Below are 22,530 nucleotides of genomic sequence, written 5' to 3' on the forward strand. Positions count from 1 at the left end.
ATATTTTGCCCTCCTGTCAAGATTGATACTCACACACTACTTATGATTAATGCCTTTTTCCATTGCTTTCCAGGCAAGGGTTGCGCATTTAATTCGTGCTGGAAATTGTGAAACCCCACTTAATGCTTGTGCATCACCAAGGTCTAAATCTGAATCCAATTCTTCCCCTAACATCATCTCGGAAAAATGCTTTGACATTTCCAATGCCTCGGTTACGGTTTTTCCTTTGATTGCTTGGGTCATCATCGATGCAGAAGACATGCTGATGGAGCAGCCTTCACCTTGAAATTTAGCGTCTTTCACTTTACCTTCTTCTACTTGTAAATGAAGTTGAATACGGTCGCCACATGTCGGATTATTCATATCCACTGTTAACGCGTCACCTTCAATCACACCGCGATTTCGAGGGTTTTTATAATGATCCATAATAACTTGTCTGTAAAGTGTTTCCAAGTTGTTAAAAGACATGACCGAAAAACTCCTTCGTCTTTAAGAGTCCGTCCATTAATTTTTCTACATCATCTTCTGTATTATACAAATAAAAACTTGCCCTTGCAGTTGCAGTCACATTTAACCATTTCATCAATGGTTGAGCGCAATGATGACCTGCGCGAACAGCAATACCAAATGAATCAAGTGCAGTTGCTACATCATGTGGATGGACATCCCCAAGATTAAAGGTCACGAGTGCTGCACGATGTTCAGGACCATAAATTTTAATATCCTCAACGGTGCTCAAGCGATCCATGACGTAATCAGCTAACTTTTGCTCATGATCTAGGATGTTTTCCATTCCAACATCCTCTAAGAAATCAATTGCAGCGGCAAGACCAATTGCACCAGCAATGATTGGTGTACCACCTTCAAACTTCCATGGGAGCTCCTTCCAGGTTGAATCTTGGAGTGAAACGAAATCTATCATCTCCCCACCAAATTCAACTGGCTCCATTTCCTCGAGAAGCTCTCGTTTTCCATACAGGACACCAATACCCGTCGGTGCACACATTTTATGACCAGAAAAAGCATAAAAATCACAGTCAAGATCTTGCACATCAACCTTCATATGTGGAGCACCTTGTGCCCCATCGATTAATAAAACCGCACCTTTTGCATGGGCTATTTGTGCAATCTCCTTAATCGGATTTATTGTTCCCAATACATTGGAAACATGTGCAATCGCGACAATTTTAGTCTGGTCTGTAACAAGGCTTTTAACATCCTCTAGTGCAACTGTACCATCATCTTGTAATGGTATATATTTTAAAGTAGCTCCTGTTGCCTTAGCTGCTTGCTGCCATGGAATAATATTACTATGATGCTCCATTGGTGTGATCAAAATCTCATCTTCCGGCTTTAGATTTGCCCGTGCATAACTATAAGCAACTGTATTAATAGAAGTGGTTGTACCACGAGTAAAAATTACTTCTGCTGTACTACCTGCATTAATGAACCTGCGAACTTTCTCGCGTGCACCTTCATATTGATCCGTTGCACGAGAACCAAGTGTATGAACACCACGATGAACGTTAGCATTATCAAAACGATAATAATTTTCAACAGCTTCAATAACCGATATCGGTTTCTGTGAAGTTGCTGAGGAGTCTAGATAAACTAATGGATGTCCGTTTACTTCCTGATCCAGAATCGGAAACATCTGCCTAATGGCTCTAACATCCATTAATTTACTTTCCTTTCAATGACTTGCTTTAACTGTTTTTTAACAGCAGCAATAGGTAATTGTCTTACTACAGGATCTAGGAATCCGTGAATTACTAATCGTTCCGCTTCTTCCTTCGTGATACCGCGACTCATTAAATAGTACAATTGCATTGGATCAACACGACCAACAGAAGCTGCGTGTCCCGCAGTAACATCGTCTTCTTCAATTAACAAAATAGGATTTGCATCCCCACGAGACTTTTCACTTAACATTAGAACTCGTGATGTTTGTTCACTATTTGCACCGGACGCACCATGTTCAATTTTTCCGATAGCATTAAATATAGATGATGCACTATCTTTCATAACCCCACGTTGTAAAATTTGTCCATCGGTGTTTTTTCCGAATTGAACAATTTTAGCTGTGAAGTTTTGTGTTTGTTGTCCACGTCCAACTGTAACAGCATTCGCATTGGAAACAGCTCCATCACCAATTAGGTGTGTTACATTCTCAGAGACCGTATTGCCATCATTCATTTGCCCTAAAGCCCAATCAATTGTTGCATTGCGATACCCCACGCCGCGACGGTTAACATAAGTTGTTGTACCAGCTGCAAAGTTATCTACCGCACCAAATGAAATTCTAGCATTATCCTGTGCAATTACTTCTGTTACGATATTTGCTACAGTTGCTTCATCTTGATTATTAGATATATAGTTTTCCACATAAGTTAATTCACTATTTTCTTCTGCAACAACTAATACGTGATTGATAAGAGCTACTTCTGCGTCCTCTTGCCAAAATATAGATTGAAGTGGTTCTTCAATTTTTACGTTTTTAGGAACATAAACGAATACTCCACCATTCATTAAAGCAGCGTGAAGGGCAGTTAATTTATGCTCATCTACAGAAACCGCATCTTTCATAAAGTAGCGCTTCACTAATTCCTCGTGATCACGTAATGCTGTGAATATATCAGTGAAAATAACACCTTTATCAGCTAAGTCTTTGTTTAATTGTTGAAATGCTACGGTATGATTACGCTGAATAACAATGTTTTCTGGAAGGTTTTCTTCATCAAAGAAATCATGAATTTCAGAAGGTAATTCCTTCAATGATGCAATTTTTCCACCTGTAGCAACATGCTTAAAACGTGTGAAATTCCATTTGCCTATTTTCGTTTTATCTGGTTTAGGCAATTCTAGTAGTTCTGCTTTTTCCAGTGCGTTAAGACGTAACTCTTTCATCCATACTGGTTCATTACGCTCACTGGAAAACTGCTCGATATAACTTCTATCATAAGGTAGCTTTGTGTCCACAGTCATATTACCCCTCCTAACTTCTTAAGCGTTTTGCTCTACTGTTTCGTCTTCAATACCTAATTCCTCTTTAATCCAGTCATATCCCTCTGCCTCAAGACGTTGAGCTAACTCAGGACCACCAGATTTAACAACACGACCTTGCATCATTACGTGAACAAAGTCTGGAGTAATATAATTTAATAGACGTTGATAGTGTGTAATGATTAAGCAACCGAAGTCCTCACTGCGCATTTTATTAATACCTTTTGAAACTACTTTCAGTGCATCAATATCAAGCCCAGAGTCAATTTCATCAAGAATTGCAATTTCAGGCTTTAACTGCATTAATTGAAGAATTTCGTTACGCTTCTTCTCTCCACCGGAGAAGCCTTCATTTAGATATCTTGTAGCCATGCTTTTATCGATTTCTAAAAAGTCTAAATCACTATCTAATCCTTTGATAAACTTCATTAATGGAATTTCATCGCCTTCCTCACGACGAGCGTTGATAGCTGAACGTAGGAAATCAGATGTAGTAACACCACTAATTTCACTTGGATATTGCATTGCTAGAAATAGACCTGCACGAGCACGTTCATCTACTTCCATTTCAAGTACATCTTCTCCGTCTAAGAGAATGCTTCCTTCAGTAACTTCATACTTTGGATGCCCCATAATTGCAGAAGCTAATGTTGATTTACCAGTTCCGTTTGGTCCCATAATCGCATGGAATTCCCCACCCTTTACGGTTAAGTCAACACCCTTTAATATCTCTTTACCTTCAATTGAAACATGAAGATTTTTAATTTCTAATGTAGATCCTGCCATATTGATACCTCCATATATTGTATGTTTTTGGATATGTAACTTAATGATATCCATTCTCAATTTATTCTCATTACAATCTTATAGCATTTCGAATTTATAATCAACTGTTTTAGGTCGTGGAAATAGACCACTATTATAATAGGAAAAGACTGGTTTTTTCCGCTTTATTATTAGAAAAACTTTGGATTTTAAAAAGCTTTCGGAACAGTGTAATCCTGACTAAAAAATTACTGAGGATTTCCCTATAAGGGCCATCCTCAGTTTTACTAATTATCTATGAATATTACTATCAAGATCAGCTACAATATGCTTACATTTATTGTACTCTTCCTGCCTTTTTCTTTCAACTCTTAGTCGGTTTTCCAGCTTACGGCAATAATCTGCATAGCCCATATGGTGAGAGCCTTGCATTGCTTTTTCCATATCAGCTGTGTACTTCATGTTTATCTCACTATGAATAGTGAATCATCCCTTTCGTTTAATTGACATTGATAATTTTAACACGCCAATTAACAGGACACCAAGTCTTATAGAATCTTATAATTGAATGAAATGAATTGAATTCCCTCTTAAGAGCTGTATAGAATATCCTCCGATAAACATTTGAGCAATTTCTCATGAATGCTCCGTATACCTTGTAAAGATATTTCCACATTAGTTCCTATTTTTCAAAATCCACCAACCTTCCTTTACTGGTGGTAGAATTCAAATATACTTTTTACTTTAGGAATCGCAAAACTACTACCACCTCGTTCCTTTACATCCTCGATCATCATCGTTAAGAGAAGCTGGGAATTTTCAGTATCATATCCAATAAACCAACCATTCTCTGTGCCGCTATCATCATCCTTACTTGCTTTTATCTCTGCAGTACCAGTTTTACCAGCAATAGACATGCCAGGAATATATGTACCGTGAGCTGTACCAGCAGGATCTTCTACCACTTGAAGAAGGTAATCATTTAATTTTTCAACGATTTCTGTATCAATCAGATTTTCCTTCCATACCTTACGTTCATCATCTGCTAAGAGATGCGGGTACAGCATATCACCATTATTCGTAAATGCTGTATATATTGCTGCAAGATGTATCGGGCTTATCATCACCTCGCCCTGACCATATGCCGTATCTGCTAACTGAATCTCATTTTTGATTTCTCCATTTGAAAGGGTAGAAGGTGTCATTGTAAAAGGAAATTCCATTTCTTCTTCAAACCCATACATAGTTGCTTCTTTTATGAAAGTTTCCTTTCCCATCTCAAGAGCCTCTTGGGCAAAAAATATATTATCAGAGAACACAAATGCATCTTTTAAAGTGACAGATGATTTTTCATGAACACGTGTGACATAATAATCTCCCCAAGTGTCATCCTTAGACCAATATCGCCCATCAATTTTTCTCACTTCATCCAGCTCAGTTACCCCTGTTTTTAAACCAACTGCAGCAGTAATTGTCTTAAAAACAGACCCTGGTGTATACCGATTCATAAAGCGGTTTAAAAAAGGACTGTTTTCATCATTACTCCAACTCTCCCATTTTTCCTCTGAAAGGCCCCGAACAAAGGCATTTGGATCAAAGGCTGGTGTACTAACCAATGACAAAACAGAACCATTTGTTGGATTTAGTGCTACAGCTGTTCCGACTTCATCAGCTAACTGTTGATATATCTTTTCTTGCAAAACCGCGTCAATCGTTAGTTGAATATCCTTACCTGGAACCGGTTCTAATTTAGCAAGTGTCTCTTTAAACTCACCGTTCTTATCCTTAATAAAGATATGTCCACCGTTTTTTCCTTTGAGGTCTTTCTCAAGGATAGACTCTAATCCCGATTGCCCTATAACATCACCTGATGAATATCCCTTATCTTTTAGTTCTTCTAACTGTTCTGCATTAATTTCACGTACATATCCAGTTAAATGGGCAGCTGCTTCACCAAATGGGTAGGTTCGGACAACCTTCTCTTGAATAGCCACACCAGGGACTTGAAGGAAAGGCTCTATATCCTGTTTATCGAGTGGAAGTGTGCTGATTGGTACAAATAGCTCTGGTCTTACCCAGGATGCGTTTAATTTGCTATCAATCTCTTCTATCGATGAATCTAACAATTCAGCTAGTCTAGCTTTAGAATCACTAGGATTATCACCAAGTTTATTTGGTACAACACCTACTACATTGGCATTCGCATTAATCGCTAAACCACTTCCATTTTTGTCCCTAATTTCTCCTCGTGTCGCTTTTATTATTTGTGCAGAAACCTGTTCACCTTCCTCTAGATTCGGAAAAATAAGTGAAGGTCCCCAATCGATATACCAGTCTTCCCCTTTTTCATTTTCCTCTTTTATCAATTTTGCTTCATTTGTAAATTCAATTGGTCCAGCAAGCGTTTCCATAGTAACACTATATGGTAATGTAATCATTTCATTTTCTGTATTTTGCTTTTCTTTCTCTACTAGCTTACTGTCAATCTTCAAATTGCTTACATTAATTCCCGAATAAATATTTTCGTATCGCTCTATAAAGTCTTGCTTATCTATCTCTTCCTTTGATTCTTGAGAAAGATAACCATACATAGCTGCAAAATCCAATTCTTCCCAAGCGGAGAGGTAAGATGTAAACGTATCTTCTGGTAGTTTTTCTTTCGAACAGCCTGTAATGCTAATAATTATTCCCATCATGATCAAACCAAATAAACTTTTCCTCATATCATTCATCCCCTTGTTATAAGTAGAAATCTACTATCCAACACATAAAACGATTACACTTGTAATACAATACTACAAGTGTATTGTATTTATGTCAATTACTAGAAAAACGAGCCGATTATGTAATTGTCATTCTACAGTCAAAATGCTACTATGTATGTATTACAAATGAAATCTCAAAACATGGGAGATGGAATAATTGTTCCTCACTAAGTTCAGCATTTGCCTACTGGTATCTACGTTTACTGTTGCGATTCTATTGCTAATAAAAAAAGTTTTTCGTAACCAATTGTCAGCAAAGTGGCAGTATAATATCTGGTTTCTCTTATTGGTCGCAATGGCACTACCGTTTATTCCGTCACAATGGATAGATATTGGAGAGAAATTTATCTTGTTCGATTGGAATCCACCTGAAGAAATGAATACAACCGCTATTCATTCCAGTAATGACCATTTGTTAAACGAAAAAAACTGGATACAGGACTTTACAGTTTCTGTAAATCACAGTACTTCTGATATTTTAAATATGACAATCGGGATCCTTTGGTTAACAGGTATCATGATCTCGGCAATATTCGTGTCAATTGCTTGGCTACAGTTAAGGAAAATAAAACGAAGTGTCTCGAAAATAACCCAGGATGACTATCTCTCTTTATTTGAACAAGCCAAGCAAAGGCTAAATATTTCGAAGCAATTAATAATTGGGGAATCACCATTAGTTAATTCGCCAATGACTTTTGGTATATTCCAGACTTATATTGTATTACCAGTACATTTTGACAAATATCTTACGAAAGAAGAGGTTAACTATATTTTTCTTCACGAATTAAACCATTTTAAGTTTAAAGATATACTATCAAATTACTGTATTGTTATTTTTCAAGCTTTATATTGGTTTAATCCACTTGTCTGGTATGCATTTAAGGAAATGAGGTTAGATAGAGAAATTGCCTGTGATATTGCGGTCTTAAAACTAGTAAATCAGCATCTCCATACAGCTTATGGTAAAACCATTCTTCGTTTTGCTAATCATACATCCATTCAACGTTCCTTCTCATTTGTGAATCAACTAAATGGATCAAAAAAGCAATTAACAAAACGGATTAAAAATATTGCATCCTTTCAATCAGAATCAAAACTATTGAAACTAAAGAGTATAATCATATTCTTGTTAGTCGGGGTATTCGTGATGATTCAAATCCCGTTTGTTTCAGCGATGGCAGCTGACAATAATCAATATCATTTTGATAATAAACATACAGAATATATTGATTTAGTGGATTACTTTTCAGGCTATAAAGGAAGCTTTGTCTTATACGATATGCAAGCAGATCAGTTCAGAATTTACAATGAAAAATTAAGTACCACGAGAGTTTCACCCGATTCTACTTATAAAATTTATAGTGCACTATTAAGCTTAGAATCAAATATTATTAGCCCTAATAATTCCCTAATAAAGTGGGACGGAACAACATATGATTATAAAGCTTGGAATCAGAATCAAGATTTAAATACAGCGATGACATATTCAGTTAACTGGTACTTTCAAGAATTGGACAGAAGGTTGAAAATAGACACCATTCAAGCATTCCTAAAAAATATAAAATATGGTAATCAAGATTTGTCTGGGGGAATAGACCAGTACTGGTTAGAATCATCCTTAAGGATATCCCCTGTCGAACAGGTACAGCTATTAAATGTTTTCTACTCCAATGAATTTGGATGGAAAGAGAAAAATATTCAAAGCATTAAATCCGCATTAAAACTAGAGGAAAAAGATAATGCTGTACTTTATGGAAAAACTGGCACAGGAACAGTTAACGGACAAGATATAAACGGTTGGTTTATTGGATTTGTTGAAACGAATGATAACACCTATATATTTGCAACAAATATCCAAAATGAGATTAATTCAAATGGAAGTAATGCAGTAGAGATTACTCTAGAAATTTTGAAGGATTTCGGTATCTACAGATAAAAAAATGCGCAGCTCTTGAAGGAGGAGATAATAGATGTCTAAAAATGTTCCTAGAATCTCTGAAGCCGAATGGGAAGTTATGAACATCCTTTGGAAAAAAAGCCCACAAACAGCAAATGAGGTTATCCTAGCTCTACAGGATAAAATCGATTGGAAGCCCAAAACGATTCGAACGATGTTGGATCGTCTTGTTCAAAAAAAGGTTGTAGGCGTTAATAAAGATCAAAAAGTCTATACCTTTTTTCCACTCTACTCTCAGGACGAATGTCAACAAGCAGAAGCAAAGTCTTTTATTAAACGAATCTATGGAGGCACACTTAAGTCACTCCTAGTCCAATTTATGGAAGAAGATTCCCTAACTGAGGAAGATATAAATGAATTGAAAAGTATTTTAGAAAATAGTAAAAAGGAAAAACCAGCTACTAACAAAAATAAATGAAGCGATTGGATGAAAATAAAAGACCAAGTCCTATATAGAAGGGTTTGGTCTTTTATTTTACATATTCTTATTTGCTTTCTCCACCAACTGGTACTACTGCACCCTTATATTTTTCAAGAATGAAATCCTGGATTTCTTTGGACTGAAGTACTTCTACTAATGTTTTCATGTTTTCATTATTTTTGTCCTCTGAACGTACCGCAATTACGTTTACATACGGTGAATCCCCATCCTCAATAAATACAGAGTCCTTTTGAGGGTCTAATCCTGCTTGTAGTGCAAAGTTCGTATTAATAACAACTAGTGTATCATCTTCAGACTCATACAGCTCAGGAAGTAGCTCAGCTGCATAATCAGGCGAGAATTTTAGTTCTTTTGGATTTTCGACAATATCATCAATGGTTGCTTTTGATTTATCAACATTTTCGTCTAATTTAATCAGTCCATTAGCTTCAAATAACGTAAGTATTCGACCATGATCTGGTACCGAGTTACTTAATAAAACCTCTGTTCCGTTAGGGATATCATCTATGTTACTAATTCCCTTTGAATATACTCCCATTGGTTCAATATGAATTCCTGCAACATAGTCTAAATCATAGCCTGTTTTCTCAACTGTATCCTTTAAATATGGTATATGCTGAAAAAAGTTGGCATCTAATGTACCATTTTCAAGGTCGTCATTCGGGAGTACATAGTCTTCGTATGGCTCAATTTTAATTGTAATACCTTTTTCTTCAAGAATTGGCTTCGCTTCTTCCAGAATCTCAGCATGTGGAACACTAGATGCCCCAACTACTAATACATTAGACTCTTTACCTTCTGCATTTTTTCCGTTAGAATCTTTTTCTCCCCCACATGCTGCTAAAAGTACAATTAATAATAATGATACTAGCGCTATAATTTTTTTCATTTGTATACTCTCCTCTTATATGTTGTATATGAATATCGGCAGTGGCCGTATCTTCTAAATTATCGTTTATCCACTTTATTAGAGATAAAGTCTCCAATGAATTGAAATACAAAAACAATAATAACAATAGCTATCGTGCACACAAAAACAACATCAAAATCTCTTCGCATAAATCCAAAGTAATGTGCGTAATTTCCTAGACCACCTGCTCCAATAACACCTGCCATCGCTGTATAACCAATTAGAGCAATCGCAGTAACAGTTATTCCTGAAATTAAGGCAGGCAATGATTCTGGAAGTAGAACCTTGAAGATAATGGTTTTCGTCTTAGCTCCCATAGCCAGTGCTGCTTCAACAACACCTTTTGATACTTCCTTTAATGCTATTTCTACTAATCTTGCATAAAACGGCGCTGCTCCAATAATTAAAGCTGGTAATGCAGCATTTGGACCTCGGACTGTACCGATGAGCATTTTTGTGAAAGGGAATAGCAATAAAATTAAAATAATAAAAGGTATTGCTCGAAATACATTCACAATTGCACCAACGATTACATTGCATATTTTATTTTCCCAAAGGCCACCTTTTGCAGTTAAATAAAGCAATAATCCTAAAATGATACCAATTATAAAGGTGCCGATAAGGGATATGCTCGTCATATAGAAGGTTTCAAGGGTTGCCTCCCACAAATCCTCCAATTTTATATTTGGAAATAGATTAGTTAGCATGCTGTATCACCTCCAATTGAACTGAGGTCTCATTTTCAATAAATGAAATCGCACGTGCAATTTCCGCATCTTCTCCCTGAAGCTGAACGGTTAATTTTCCATATGCGCCTCTTTGTGTCTGGGTTATTTTTCCTTGGAGAATATTAACCTCTATTTCAAATTTCTTAGAGATCGTACTAATTAAGGCCTGATTCGTAGATTCCCCAACAAAAGTGAGTTCAACTAATTTTCCTCCCGTATAATGAACAAGAAAATTTTCTAATTCCTCTTCATCACTACTACTCATTACCTGTTTTACAAATTTCTTTGTGACGTCCTGTTCTGGCCTTAGAAAGACGTTTAATACATCACCTTGCTCAACGATCTTCCCATCCTCCATTACTGCAACACGGTTACATATCTTCCGTATTACATGCATTTCATGTGTTATTAAGATAATAGTTAAGCCGAGCTTCTTATTGATATTTACTAATAGCTCAAGGATGGAGTTGGTTGTTTCTGGATCGAGTGCTGATGTTGCTTCATCACAAAGTAATACTTTTGGTTTATTCGCTAACGCCCTCGCAATCCCAACACGCTGCTTTTGTCCACCACTTAATTGAGAAGGATAGGAATTCTCTCTTCCAGTAAGACCAACTAAATCAATTAGCTCCTTCACTCTTCTTACTCGTTCTTCGGCAGGCACCCCCGCAATTTCTAGTGGAAACGCAATATTTTCACTTACGGTTCTAGACCAGAGTAGATTAAAATGCTGAAAAACCATCCCAATATCTTGCCTAGCAACACGAAGTTCAGATTTTTTCATCGAAGTGATTTCTTTCCCTTGTATGGTAACTTTTCCCGAAGTTGGCTCTTCTAACCGATTTAGAAGACGGATAAATGTACTCTTTCCAGCGCCACTATAGCCAATCACTCCAAATATTTCCCCATCCTCAATAGATAGACTTAGGTGATCAACAGCAGTTATATCTTTTTTATTTAAACGAAATATTTTCGTAAGACCATCAATTGAAATCATTGGTGACCCTCCTTCTTTTTATCATGTACCAAAAGTGTCCCCTTTTTGCACCAAGTAAAAACTTTCCATACATACAGGTCCATTGTCAAAAATAAAAAACGCCTTTCTGTAAGAGAACAGAAAGACGTAATCATGTTATATCTTCACGTTCTCTCATCTTTCAAAGCAAATTTGCTTTGTAGGAATTAGCACCTTTTTCAAACACGAATGTTTGAAGGTTGCCGCGGTTTCATAGGGCCTTTCCCTCCACCGCTCTGGATAAGAGATATAATATATAAAATTGTTAAATTCGATAGATTAAACTATACCACCGTAATGTACAGGTGTCAATAGTTTTAAAAAAACAATTTATTTTTTTTCGGTAAATAACTCCGGACAATGCTTGTATAAATAACTATATATATTGCCAATAGATTGAAATGCATAGACTTTTTCTAGCACCCTATCTCCCTTTTTAATTAATAAGCATGGCACACTTTCAACCTGATATTGTTGCATAAAGTCTGGTTGAAGTGATGCATTCATTTCATAGAAGATAGTTTCCTTATGAACATCCTCAATCTTTTCTAGCATGGTCCTTGCAACATGACAGGTTCCACAAAATGGTGTATAGATATATAACAAATAGTCCGATTCTTGTATTTCCGCTGTAGTTATTTCCTGCAAAAAATCACCTACTCCAAAAACTATGCCAAATATTGAGGGTTTACTGCAATGTGCTTACCAAGTAGAAGCATTGCTAAAATACGTTCCGGAGTGGCAGCAACCTCTCGATATTCACTACTAACATAAATATGATCGGCGTGTGGAAGCTCCGATGCGAGTTGCTTTCTTAATTTTAATCCAGACTTATCCTCATCGACTAAAATAAATACATCCTTTTCATCCAATTGATAGGTTTCTAACAGTTCATCAAAGCGCTCAATATCAAACGTTCCATTCGTACATATAATCGTAACTTGATCATCAATCACTTTTTCAAGCTGCTTCTTATCTGTCAGTCCTTCTACAATAATGACACAATCCTGTGAAATCATAATAGATCCCCCTTTAAGAATGGCGCCTCTGGGTAAAACACAATTGTAATGAAAAGCTGACTCCGCTTCTAAGAACAGGAGTCAGCTTTATTGCATACTATTAGTCTTGCTCAATAACTTCTTTATATGCTTCTGGTGTAAGTAGCTCATTAATTTCTGCTTCATTTGAAAGCTCTACTACAATCATCCATGCATTTTCATATGGAGATTCGTTAACAAGCTCAGGGCTGTCCTCAAGCTCCGAATTAACTTCCACAACTTTTCCACTTACAGGTGCATATAACTCTGAAACTGTTTTAACAGATTCTACACTACCAAATGGCTCGTTCACAGAAATTTCATCGCCAATCTCTGGAAGCTCAACGAATACAATATCACCTAACTCATCTTGAGCAAAATCCGTTATTCCAATTCGTACTACATTTCCTTCTCTTTTAACCCACTCATGTTCTTTTGAATAAAGAAGATCGTTTGGTAAGCTCATTCAAGATCCCTCCGAAAAATATTTGATTGTATATTAACTATACAAGCTATAATTTTTTTGCGCTAGTATTTATACTTATTTTGCCGCCCATTTTTGACGAAATTCATCTTCTTTAAAACCAACAGTTACAGTTGTACCATCAGTAACAATTGGTCGTTTAATGAGCATTCCATCAGAAGCCAATATCTCTGCCATTTCCTCTACAGAAGCATCTTGAATTTTTTCTTTAATATTTAATTCACGGTATTTAACTCCACTCGTATTGAAAAACTTTCTAGCAGGCAAACCACTTTTTTCAATTAAATCCAGTAGAACCTCTTTAGAAGGTGTTTCCTCCACAATATGTATGCTGCTATAGTCAATGTTATGCTCATCAAGAATTTTCTTAGCATTTTTACAAGTACCACAGTTCGGATACCAATAGAATGTAAGTGCCAAAAGATTCCCCTCCTTTGCTAAGACTATTTTACCATTTATAGAAAAGAATTATAAGGTAAATGCTGGTTCTATAGCTTGATTATCGTAAACTTCAGTAAGTTGGTGGGAAACTTCAGGATTTTCCGTATAGACTTCAGGAAGATGTATGGTTACCTAAGCAATTCTCATAAAACTTCCGTATTTCATCCTATTTTTACTTAACCACACTTGATGATAAAGCAAGAAGTCTATTATAATTTATGTATAGAGTGAAACTTCATACAGTAGGGTTTCTATTTCTCCCCCACTTTATGTTAGTTGAAAGAATCCGGCGTTTGACGTGCTACCCGACCCCCACTAATTATTCTCTATTTCTTGCGAATTCTTCATAAAGGGTCCTACAGCCAGTTAACCTGCGATAAATTCTTCGAAGGAGCTATTATGAAATATATTAACGATATCCCTGTTCTATTAATTCTGATCACATTACTAGTCTATGCTCTCATCCGTCTAATACAGAAAAAAAAGCATGTAAAAATTTACCGAGAAATCATTAACATGCTATTAATTGCTTATGTGGAATGTTTGCTCTATTTGACATTATTTCCGGCAAATGGAACTTCTACTCCTAGCTTAGCTTCGATAAATCTTATTCCATTCCGAACGATTAATCTATATATAAATTTTCAAGGAGACTTTTCCCTACAAATCATAAATTTATTGGGTAATATTGTTGTGTTTATTCCTATTGGCATTTTTATCGTCCTATTTATAAAGAAAGCGACTTTCATACACAGTCTATTAATCGGTATAGGGAGTACATTATTCATTGAAGTAATGCAGCTAGTATTATCAATTAATGGCGTCATTTCTAGAAGTTTTGATGTGGATGATTTACTGTTAAATACGATTGGTGTTTTAATTGGTTACTTCATGGCTATCCTACTTCGTGCGTACTTGAAAAGAGCGGATAGTAGAATAAGGACATTAAAGTAAAGAATACCTGGAAGAGCTCCTAATAGGAATAGAGGCATAATGGAAATTTCAATTACGCTTCCCTGAAAAATGGAAAACAGGGTGATGATCCCGGCGCCAGTGATGCCCTATAGTAGTAGCGACATTATATAGCGATGAAAGGTTCTAACCCTATTCATTTTTCCAATCAAGTTATCTATCACTAACGATGTAATAGTTCCACCAATCAAGAAAACATAGAAAGAAACTAGTAAAATTGTCATATAATAACCATTACCATTATTTAATAGTAATGCTAGCAAAATGGAACATAATATAGCCGTGAAAATCCTTTCCAGTAACTTCACTTTACCTTCCTCCTATTGTTATTTTATTATCTAACCTTCACAAATCCAAATATAAGTTGAGTGTCCATGCGACTTGAAATCCCAATTTCATAATCCATAGAACATCTTACTCTAAAAACATCTTCTATCTCCTTTATAGGAGCTAAATCTCTTTAAATTATATTACCATAATATTTTGAAATTTGGTCCGTATTTCTTACCATTTCTGGAAATTATCAATTAAAAAATAGGACTTATGATTCATTTATATAATAAAAATGTATAGATATCTTTACATTTTCATTTACCCATATATAATTATATGTAAATATATCTTTACATCTTGTGGTGATAAACATGAAAGTAATCAATCATATTCGTGAGGTACGACAAAGAAAAGGGATAACGCAAATTAAACTAGCAGAAGATTTACAAGTTACCCGTCAAACAATCAATGCAATAGAAAAAAATAAATATAATCCTAGTTTAGAACTCTCCCTTAAACTAGCAGAGTATTTAGACGTACCTTTTACAAGCTTATTTTATTTGGACAAAAGTGAGGAGAATGCTGAATGAAAAACCAAAAATTACAGGTATGGATATGGCCACTTATCATTGTTGGAATGATTCTTGGGGTAATTATGGGTGTTTATTTCTTTAATGATAGTACGAATAATTTGTCATTAGCGATATCAATTCCTTTTGGAGCTGTCCTTGGATTTATAATTTTCTACCTCTTATCGAAACGAAATAAAAGAAAAAGTGGTAATACTCCTAGTTTTGATGAAAGAAATACATTAATGATGCAGCAATTTTTAGTAATAGCTCAAAATGTTATCATGCTTGCAGTAGGAACTGCATTAGTCATTTCCTACGCAAAAGGTATTACTTCCATTAATATAGAAGTCTTGATCGTTTGTTGGATGATTCTTTTTATTCTAATCGGACTAGGTGCCTTAGTAGCTAAAAGATTATAAGATGAATGTATAAACCCACGGATAGTCAGTAAAAACTTTTTCACTGATTCCTTCAATGTAAATCATAACTCTACTTATTCTTTCTCCACACATGTTTATTCCCAACATTTTACCTATGTATCGAATCTATGTATGTGAAACTTCATTTTCAGATACATAATTCATAGATTCAATTTTTTTTAGGAGGAGGATGGTTATCAAGATCAAAGGATAATATTTGGCGCCTGTCGGTCGTTTCATGGTAAGTAATATATTTGATTGGGGGAGATCATATGAAAAGTGGAGTTCAAAAAAAACTATTACTACTAATCACCTTTGTATTACTACTTTTACCAACAAACTCAGTATTTGCCTCGTTAGGAAACACCTCTTGTGACGGTAACAATTGTCTAGTAGCACCTACATCCAATGTAAATGAAAAAGAGTTTAAAGATATTTGGAATAAAGTTAAAAAGACAAAAAGTACAAAAAGCTAGCAAAAGACAGTATAGTTAATAGACTAAATAAAGATGACAAAGTAATAAATAAGGCTGAAAATGGCGATCAACAGGTAGCTTCAGTAGGCTTTATCATCGGGAACAAAGTTAGTTCGGATAATCTTGCCTATGCAGAAATTCTATTTGACCTAGAGAAAGAAAACGTGTTGACGGTCAAAAAGATGTATGGAGAACTTACGGAAAGTGGTCTTATTAACATTAGAATGGTAGTAAATGATGATATAGGCTTTTCCATGAATATAAATATGGATGGAGAAATAGTTGGTGAAAATGGGGATATTATTAGTCAAGATGAATTTTTTGAAGAGGTAGTAAACGATATGGCACCAGAATTCTCTACGTATGGTTGGTGTGAGTGGGTCGTGGGTGCCTTATGTGGAACTGGTGGAGGCGCTGGTTGCTTTGCCCTAGCAGCCGCCTTAGGAATTACAACTGGTGTTGGCGGATTAGCCTTAGCTTCTGTATGCGGTTTAATCGGTGCATTGGGTTGTACTGCTGCAACAATTGCTATTTGTGGTTGATGGGAATTTAGCTTATAATCCAAAACGATTTAATATATAAAACAGCAACATTTTCCAATTAATAAGTTATCCCCAAAATAATTATTTTCAATCGGTTATAAATAGAATCGCACAAGGACTAGTGCAAAGACCTATGTCCTTGTGCGATTCTTTTAATTCCATTTACTAATTATACAATATACTTCTCAGCCTCAATAATTCCTACTGCAATTTCACGTTTCTTCGCAATAACATTTGTTGGTGTGTGACGAGTTAACTTACGAAGTGAAGAAAGCATCATACGTAATGTATCGCCATCTTCCACTGCAATAAGTGTTTCCTTCGCGTCTGCTTCAATACGGTTGAATGCTTCTTGTACATACACTTGCGTATATAGAAGCTTTTGCTTGTTTTTCTCTACGCCAGAATTGTTAATTGCTTTTTCTGTACGAAGAATGGCACTTTCCATGTTATAAACCTCTGCAACCATATCAGCAAGGTTTACTAAGATTTCTTGTTCATTTTCAATCTTCTGCATGTATTTTTGTGCAGCTAATCCAGCTCCAAGAAGGACGATTTTCTTCGCATTTTTTAGTAAATATTTTTCTTGCTCTAATGGCTCTGTACCTGGCTCTTCTGGCATCATCATCATTAGCTCTTCTTGAAGTGCCATTGCTTTTTGGAATAGAGGTAACTCACCCTTCATTGCTTTCTTCAGTAATGTTCCAGGAACGAGTAAACGGTTAATTTCGTTAGTTCCTTCAAAGATACGGTTGATACGGGAATCACGATAAATACGTTCTACCTCATATTCTTGCATAAATCCATATCCACCATGCATTTGTACAGCTTCGTCTGCAGCGTGATCTAGTAATTCCGTTGCCGTGTATTTATTCATGGAGCATTCGATTTGATACTCAGCAATTGCACGGGCAATTTCACGACCGTCTTTTAATTGTTCATCTGTTAAAGCACCCATTCGCTGCTCGAACAATCCAACTGTACGATAAACTGCGCTTTCATTTGCATAAATTTCAGATGCAATAGTGGCTAATTTTTCTTGTGTTAATGAAAACTTAGAAATCGGTGTGTTGAATTGTTTACGTTGGTTTACATATTGTGTTGCAACCTCTAGTGCACGTTTCGCACCACCAACACCACCTATAGCTAGCTTATAACGTCCTACGTTTAAGATATTGAATGCGATGATATGACCGCGGCCTTTTTCACCCAAAAGGTTTTCAACTGGAACCTCTGCATCCTCTAAAATAAGGGTACGAGTGGATGATGCTTTAATACCCATTTTCTTTTCTTCCGGACCAGTAGAAACTCCTGGGAATTCTCGCTCTACGATAAAGGCAGAGAAATGCTCTCCATCAATTTTTGCATAGACAACAAATACATCGGCAAAAGCAGAGTTCGTAATCCATTGTTTTTCACCATTTAAAATATAGTGCGTTCCTGCTTCATTTAATTTCGCAGTAGTTTTTGCACCTAAAGCATCGGAGCCTGATCCTGGCTCTGTCAGTGCATAAGCAGCAATTAATTCACCAGTTGCAAGCTTTGGTAAATATTTTGCTTTTTGTTCTTCATTACCGAAAAATACAATTGGAAGTGATCCGATACCAACATGTGCACCGTGTGTAATCGAAAATCCACCAGCTCGTGCGAACTTTTCAGTAATTAAGGATGAACTAATTTTATCTAATTGTAGTCCACCATATTCTTCTGGTACGTCAGCCCCTAGTAAACCTAGTTCTCCTGCTTTTTTTAGAAGTTCTACGGAATGTTCGAATTCATGATTCTCTAATTTTTCTGCTACTGGTAAAACTTCGCCAACCACGAAATCCTCAGTTGTTTTAGCGATCATTTTATGTTCATCTGTGAAGTCTTCTGGTGTGATGATGTCTTCTCCATTTAGGTCTTCAACTAAAAAGGATCCGCCTTTGAACAATTTTTCTTTTGTTTCACTCATGTTTAACATCCTTTCTTTTCCTATATGTTATTTTTATTCTTTTAAAACTCATTGTTTATTTTCCAAAAAACAGATTACGAACTTACAAGAGTTCAAATACTCCTGCTGCGCCCATTCCGCCTCCAATACACATCGTTACAATACCGAATTGAACGTTACGGCGCTTCATTTCGTAGGCTAGGCTTAAGGTTAATTTTGTTCCTGTCATGCCAAGCGGGTGACCAAGAGCAATTGCTCCACCGTTGACATTGACAATATTCGTATCTAGGTCAAGTGCCTGGATAACCCGAACAGATTGGGAAGCAAATGCTTCATTTAATTCGATTAAGCCAATGTTAGATAGGCTTAGTCCTGCTATCTCAAGTGCTTTTGGAATTGCTTTTACTGGCCCTACTCCCATAATTTCTGGCTCAACACCAGCTACAGCGAAGGAACGGAATTTTACTAATGGCTTAAGACCTTCTGCTTCTGCTTTTTCTCGGTCCATAACGAGTACAGTAGCTGCCCCATCACTCATTTGTGAAGAGTTACCAGCTGTTACGGATCCATTGACATGGAATACTGGGCGAAGCTTTGCTAAGACCCCCATTGTAGTTCCTGGACGAACTCCTTCATCTGTATCAAATAAGAAGGATTTTTCTTCTACCTTGTTGTTTTTACCAATAAATCGTTCCGTGATTTCTACGGGTACGATTTCATCTTTAAATCTACCTTCTGCGATTGCCTTTGCAGCACGTTCATGACTCTGAACCGCAAAAGCATCTTGGTCCTCACGAGAGATGCCGAAGCGATTCGCAACCTCTTCAGCGGTGTGTCCCATTCCCATATAATAACCAGGTGCATTTGCAACTAATGTTGGATTTGGTTTAATGACATGACCAGGCATGGGTACTAGACTCATAGATTCTGCTCCACCAGCAATAATCGTGTCACTAGCACCAAGCATGATACGCTCCGATGCGTAAGCAATACTTTGTAAGCCTGAGGAACAATAACGGTTAATCGTAATACCTGGTACGTCATTTTTTAATCCCGCAAGACCAGCAATATTTCGAGCCATATTCATTCCTTGCTCCGCTTCTGGGATTGCACAACCAATAATGACATCATCGATATTGCCTTCATAATTTCCAGCACGTTTTAATGTTTCTTTTATGGTCAATGCCGCTAAATCATCCGGACGAGTGTTACGCAATGACCCTTTTTGCGCTTTACCAACAGGGGTTCTAGCACCTGCTACAATAACTGCTTCTCTCACCATTTCTTCCCCCTTTTTCCTAGTTCCTTAATGGTTTACCTTTTATGAGCATGTGTTGCATACGAGCTTGAGTTTTTGGTTCAGCAATTAAGCTTAAGAAAGCTTCACGCTCTAAATCTAGCATGACTTGTTCATCGATTAGAGAGCCCTCTTTAATACGTCCGCCTGATAATACATATGCTAATTTTTCAGCAATCTTCACATCATGATCAGATGCATAGCCACCAAATTGAAGTGTTTTCGCTCCTAATACCATTGCAGCATAGCCAGCTTCTCCAACTACAGGAATCTTTTCACGTTTTGGTGCACGGTAGCCTGCTTTTGCTAGCTCTAATACGCGCTGTTTTGCATCGTAGATTAAATGGTCCGGATTCACACTTATTCGATCGTTTGCATCTAAAAAGCCATTTTCTCTAGCTTCAGCCGCTGAGGTTGATACTTTCGCCATGGCAACTTTTTCAAAGACGTCATTTGCAACTTTAGTTAGATCAAAATTAATACCCTTTGGTAGATTACGAAGCTGCTTTAAGTAAAGCTCTTTTGTACCACCACCACCTGGAATTAAACCAACACCAAATTCAACTAACCCCATATAGGTTTCAGCTGATGCTTGGATGGCAGTAGCTGGTAAAGATACTTCCGCACCACCACCTAGTGTCATGTTAAACGGGGCAACAACTACTGGCTTTTCCGAATATTTGATTGTAGTTCCCATATCCTGAAACATTTTTACAACCATATCCAGTTCAAAGAAGTTATCATCCTGGGCTTCCATTAACATTAAGGCAAGGTTTGCACCGACACAGAAATTCTTTCCTTGGTTACCGATGACAAGACCTTCATAGTTACGACTAACCTCTTCAACTGCAAAGTTCACCATTTGAATAATATCTAAACCAATCGCATTACTTTTCGAATGGAACTCAAGTAGTGCAACCCCATCACCTATATCAATTAAGCTTGCACCAGTGTTCTTCTTAACAACCCCATTCACGTCCTTTAGACGTTTTAAATTAATTTCTTTTGGATTAAATGATTTTTCTTTGTATGCACCTTGGTCACCATACTGAATAGTTCCATTTTCAGTTTTATAAAAGGAAGAGTTTCCTGCATCGATTAGTTTTAAAACCCAATCTGGAATCGTTTCTCCTTCTTCTTTCATGCGTTCAACAGATGACATTAGACCAATTGCATCCCATGTTTCAAATGGACCAATTTCCCAGCCAAAGCCCCATTTCATTGCATCATCAATTGCAACAATATCATCAGCTATTTCGCCAACTAACTCCGCAGAATAAAGCAATGCTGGTTTTAAAATATTCCAAATCAAGTCTCCAGCACGGTCACCTTTCGCGTTTATAAGCGCTTTCAATTTGTTGCGCGAACCTTTTGCCTGCTTTGCCATTTCAATAGCAGGTGTTTTTAATTTCTTACGTTCTTCGTATTCTAATGTTTCTGGATTAAGTTCTAAAATCGTGCTCCCGTCTTTTCCTTTTTTCTTTAGGAAAAATCCTTGGCCACTTTTAGCACCTAACCAGCCATTTTCCTGCATTTTTAACATAAATTCTGGTATGTCAAATACTTCTTTTTCAGTTCCCTCTACCTGGTCATATACATTTCGTGCCACATGAACAAAGGTGTCTAAGCCTACTACATCTAATGTTCGGAAGGTAGCACTTTTCGGGCGTCCAATTAATGGCCCTGTTACGGAGTCAACTTCCCCTACACTATATCCACCTTTTAACATTTCTCTTACCGTTACTAAAAGTCCATACGTTCCAATTCTATTTGCGATAAAGTTTGGTGTATCTTTTGCTTCGACAACACCTTTTCCTAATACATCCTCACCAAACTGTTTCATAAATGTTAAAACTTCTGGATCAGTATGTTTTGTTGGAATTACTTCTAATAATTTTAAGTAACGTGGAGGATTGAAAAAGTGCGTCCCTAAGAAATGCTTTTGGAAATCCTCTGAACGTCCTTCTGCCATTGCCTCAACAGAAATCCCAGAGGTGTTCGAACTTATGATAGAGCCTTTCTTACGGTACTGGTCGACTTTTTCAAATACACTTTTCTTAACATCTAAACGCTCAACAACAACTTCTATTATCCAATCCACATCTGCAAGTTTTTCCATATCATCGTCCATATTGCCAACTTCAATTAATTCAAGACTTGCTTTTGAAGTGATTGGTGATGGCTTTTGCTTTAATAAAGCCGCTTTACTTTGTTGTGCTATTCGATTACGTACATCCTTATCCTCTAGTGTTAGTCCTTGCTTTTGCTCTTCATCTGTCAAGGATCTTGGCACGATATCAAGCATTATGGTTGGAATACCAATATTCGCCAAGTGAGCAGCAATTCCAGAACCCATAACCCCAGAACCTAAGACTGCAGCACGCTTGATTGTTCGCTTCATGATTTGTCCCCCAATCATTATTTGAATGAATACTCATTCATTTTTTTGTAAAAAATTAAGGACAGTCCCCTATCCATATATACTTACTATAATGTAAT

General features: G+C 36.6%; 24 protein-coding genes and 1 riboswitch. Of the genes, 7 read left to right on the plus strand and 17 right to left on the minus strand.

Annotated features, from left to right (window positions below):
• Positions 1-36: 36 nt before the first annotated feature.
• From sufU to KI338_RS16430, 6 genes are all read right to left on the minus strand, one after another.
• Positions 37-468 carry a Fe-S cluster assembly sulfur transfer protein SufU gene (sufU, locus tag KI338_RS16405; RefSeq protein WP_212922106.1) on the minus strand — a complete coding sequence of 144 codons (432 nt, stop codon included), beginning with the start codon at positions 466-468 and terminating at the stop codon, positions 37-39.
• Positions 458-1,678, minus strand: a complete 1,221-nt coding sequence (locus KI338_RS16410) for a cysteine desulfurase (protein WP_212922107.1) — start codon at positions 1,676-1,678, stop codon at positions 458-460. Before KI338_RS16410 ends, sufU begins: the two co-directional genes overlap by 11 nt.
• Positions 1,678-2,985, minus strand: coding sequence for a Fe-S cluster assembly protein SufD (gene sufD, locus KI338_RS16415; RefSeq protein ID WP_212922108.1), 1,308 nt, complete (start codon positions 2,983-2,985; stop codon positions 1,678-1,680). The genes KI338_RS16410 and sufD overlap by 1 nt, the downstream gene beginning before the upstream one ends.
• A gap of 18 nt (positions 2,986-3,003) precedes the next feature.
• Complete coding sequence (sufC, locus tag KI338_RS16420; protein ID WP_212922109.1) at positions 3,004-3,789, minus strand: Fe-S cluster assembly ATPase SufC; 786 nt, start codon at positions 3,787-3,789, stop codon at positions 3,004-3,006.
• 270 nt (positions 3,790-4,059) lie between these two features.
• A complete protein-coding gene (locus KI338_RS16425; RefSeq protein ID WP_212922110.1) occupies positions 4,060-4,230 on the minus strand; it encodes a YuzK family famiily protein in 171 nt (56 codons plus the stop codon).
• A 248-nt stretch (positions 4,231-4,478) separates the two neighbouring features.
• Positions 4,479-6,491, minus strand: coding sequence for a penicillin-binding transpeptidase domain-containing protein (locus KI338_RS16430; RefSeq protein WP_212922111.1), 2,013 nt, complete (start codon positions 6,489-6,491; stop codon positions 4,479-4,481).
• 199 nt (positions 6,492-6,690) lie between these two features.
• Between KI338_RS16430 and KI338_RS16435 the strand changes: the two genes are divergently transcribed.
• Together KI338_RS16435 and blaI are read left to right on the plus strand one after the other, a co-directional pair.
• Positions 6,691-8,469, plus strand: a complete 1,779-nt coding sequence (locus KI338_RS16435) for a BlaR1 family beta-lactam sensor/signal transducer (protein ID WP_212922112.1) — start codon at positions 6,691-6,693, stop codon at positions 8,467-8,469.
• 34 nt (positions 8,470-8,503) lie between these two features.
• On the plus strand, positions 8,504-8,908 hold the full coding sequence (gene blaI, locus KI338_RS16440; protein ID WP_212922113.1) for a penicillinase repressor BlaI: 405 nt from the start codon (positions 8,504-8,506) through the stop codon (positions 8,906-8,908).
• 67 nt (positions 8,909-8,975) lie between these two features.
• On the opposite strand, the gene KI338_RS16445 is transcribed toward blaI, so the two are convergent.
• From KI338_RS16445 to KI338_RS16475, 7 genes are all read right to left on the minus strand, one after another.
• The gene (locus KI338_RS16445) at positions 8,976-9,821 is read right to left on the minus strand and encodes a MetQ/NlpA family ABC transporter substrate-binding protein (RefSeq protein ID WP_212922114.1); all 846 of its coding nucleotides are present in this window, start codon (positions 9,819-9,821) and stop codon (positions 8,976-8,978) included.
• 59 nt (positions 9,822-9,880) lie between these two features.
• Positions 9,881-10,549, minus strand: coding sequence for a methionine ABC transporter permease (locus tag KI338_RS16450; protein ID WP_212922115.1), 669 nt, complete (start codon positions 10,547-10,549; stop codon positions 9,881-9,883).
• On the minus strand, positions 10,539-11,567 hold the full coding sequence (locus KI338_RS16455; RefSeq protein ID WP_212922116.1) for a methionine ABC transporter ATP-binding protein: 1,029 nt from the start codon (positions 11,565-11,567) through the stop codon (positions 10,539-10,541). The genes KI338_RS16450 and KI338_RS16455 overlap by 11 nt, the downstream gene beginning before the upstream one ends.
• 150 nt (positions 11,568-11,717) lie before the next feature.
• Positions 11,718-11,832, minus strand: a riboswitch (SAM riboswitch).
• Positions 11,833-11,915: 83 nt separating this feature from the next.
• Positions 11,916-12,233: a thioredoxin family protein gene (locus KI338_RS16460; protein WP_212922117.1), complete on the minus strand. Its 318-nt coding sequence runs from the start codon at positions 12,231-12,233 to the stop codon at positions 11,916-11,918.
• 20 nt (positions 12,234-12,253) lie between these two features.
• A complete protein-coding gene (locus KI338_RS16465; RefSeq protein WP_212922118.1) occupies positions 12,254-12,604 on the minus strand; it encodes a toprim domain-containing protein in 351 nt (116 codons plus the stop codon).
• Positions 12,605-12,704: 100 nt separating this feature from the next.
• Positions 12,705-13,088 (minus strand): glycine cleavage system protein GcvH, encoded by a 384-nt coding sequence (gene gcvH / locus KI338_RS16470; RefSeq protein WP_212922119.1) that lies wholly within the window; start codon positions 13,086-13,088, stop codon positions 12,705-12,707.
• A 75-nt stretch (positions 13,089-13,163) separates the two neighbouring features.
• Entirely contained in the window at positions 13,164-13,526 is a 363-nt protein-coding gene (locus tag KI338_RS16475) for an arsenate reductase family protein (protein WP_212922120.1), read from the minus strand.
• Positions 13,527-13,946: 420 nt separating this feature from the next.
• Between KI338_RS16475 and KI338_RS16480 the strand changes: the two genes are divergently transcribed.
• The gene (locus KI338_RS16480) at positions 13,947-14,501 is read left to right on the plus strand and encodes a VanZ family protein (protein WP_212922121.1); all 555 of its coding nucleotides are present in this window, start codon (positions 13,947-13,949) and stop codon (positions 14,499-14,501) included.
• A 107-nt stretch (positions 14,502-14,608) separates the two neighbouring features.
• Here KI338_RS16480 and KI338_RS16485 read toward each other — a convergent pair whose 3' ends face one another.
• On the minus strand, positions 14,609-14,827 hold the full coding sequence (locus KI338_RS16485) for a hypothetical protein (protein WP_212922122.1): 219 nt from the start codon (positions 14,825-14,827) through the stop codon (positions 14,609-14,611).
• 336 nt (positions 14,828-15,163) lie between these two features.
• On the opposite strand from KI338_RS16485, the gene KI338_RS16490 reads away from it, so the two are divergent.
• The 4 genes from KI338_RS16490 (at position 15,164) to KI338_RS16505 (ending at position 16,801) form a co-directional block, all read left to right on the plus strand.
• Positions 15,164-15,382 (plus strand): helix-turn-helix transcriptional regulator, encoded by a 219-nt coding sequence (locus KI338_RS16490; RefSeq protein ID WP_212922123.1) that lies wholly within the window; start codon positions 15,164-15,166, stop codon positions 15,380-15,382.
• A complete protein-coding gene (locus tag KI338_RS16495) occupies positions 15,379-15,783 on the plus strand; it encodes a hypothetical protein (RefSeq protein WP_212922124.1) in 405 nt (134 codons plus the stop codon). Before KI338_RS16490 ends, KI338_RS16495 begins: the two co-directional genes overlap by 4 nt.
• 272 nt (positions 15,784-16,055) lie before the next feature.
• Positions 16,056-16,259 (plus strand): hypothetical protein, encoded by a 204-nt coding sequence (locus tag KI338_RS16500; protein WP_212922125.1) that lies wholly within the window; start codon positions 16,056-16,058, stop codon positions 16,257-16,259.
• An 11-nt stretch (positions 16,260-16,270) separates the two neighbouring features.
• Positions 16,271-16,801 carry a halocin C8-like domain-containing protein gene (locus KI338_RS16505; protein WP_505804918.1) on the plus strand — a complete coding sequence of 177 codons (531 nt, stop codon included), beginning with the start codon at positions 16,271-16,273 and terminating at the stop codon, positions 16,799-16,801.
• Between the two features lie 169 nt (positions 16,802-16,970).
• Here the strand turns inward: KI338_RS16505 and KI338_RS16510 are convergent, their stop codons facing one another.
• The 3 genes from KI338_RS16510 to KI338_RS16520 form a co-directional block, all read right to left on the minus strand.
• The gene (locus KI338_RS16510; protein ID WP_212922127.1) at positions 16,971-18,755 is read right to left on the minus strand and encodes an acyl-CoA dehydrogenase FadE; all 1,785 of its coding nucleotides are present in this window, start codon (positions 18,753-18,755) and stop codon (positions 16,971-16,973) included.
• 82 nt (positions 18,756-18,837) lie between these two features.
• Positions 18,838-20,013 carry an acetyl-CoA C-acetyltransferase gene (locus KI338_RS16515; RefSeq protein WP_212922191.1) on the minus strand — a complete coding sequence of 392 codons (1,176 nt, stop codon included), beginning with the start codon at positions 20,011-20,013 and terminating at the stop codon, positions 18,838-18,840.
• 19 nt (positions 20,014-20,032) lie between these two features.
• On the minus strand, positions 20,033-22,432 hold the full coding sequence (locus KI338_RS16520) for a 3-hydroxyacyl-CoA dehydrogenase/enoyl-CoA hydratase family protein (RefSeq protein ID WP_212922128.1): 2,400 nt from the start codon (positions 22,430-22,432) through the stop codon (positions 20,033-20,035).
• Positions 22,433-22,530 lie beyond the last annotated feature (98 nt).

It is taken from the genome of Ornithinibacillus bavariensis (assembly GCF_018333235.1).
In the GTDB taxonomy this organism is placed as follows: domain Bacteria; phylum Bacillota; class Bacilli; order Bacillales; family Amphibacillaceae; genus Ornithinibacillus; species Ornithinibacillus bavariensis.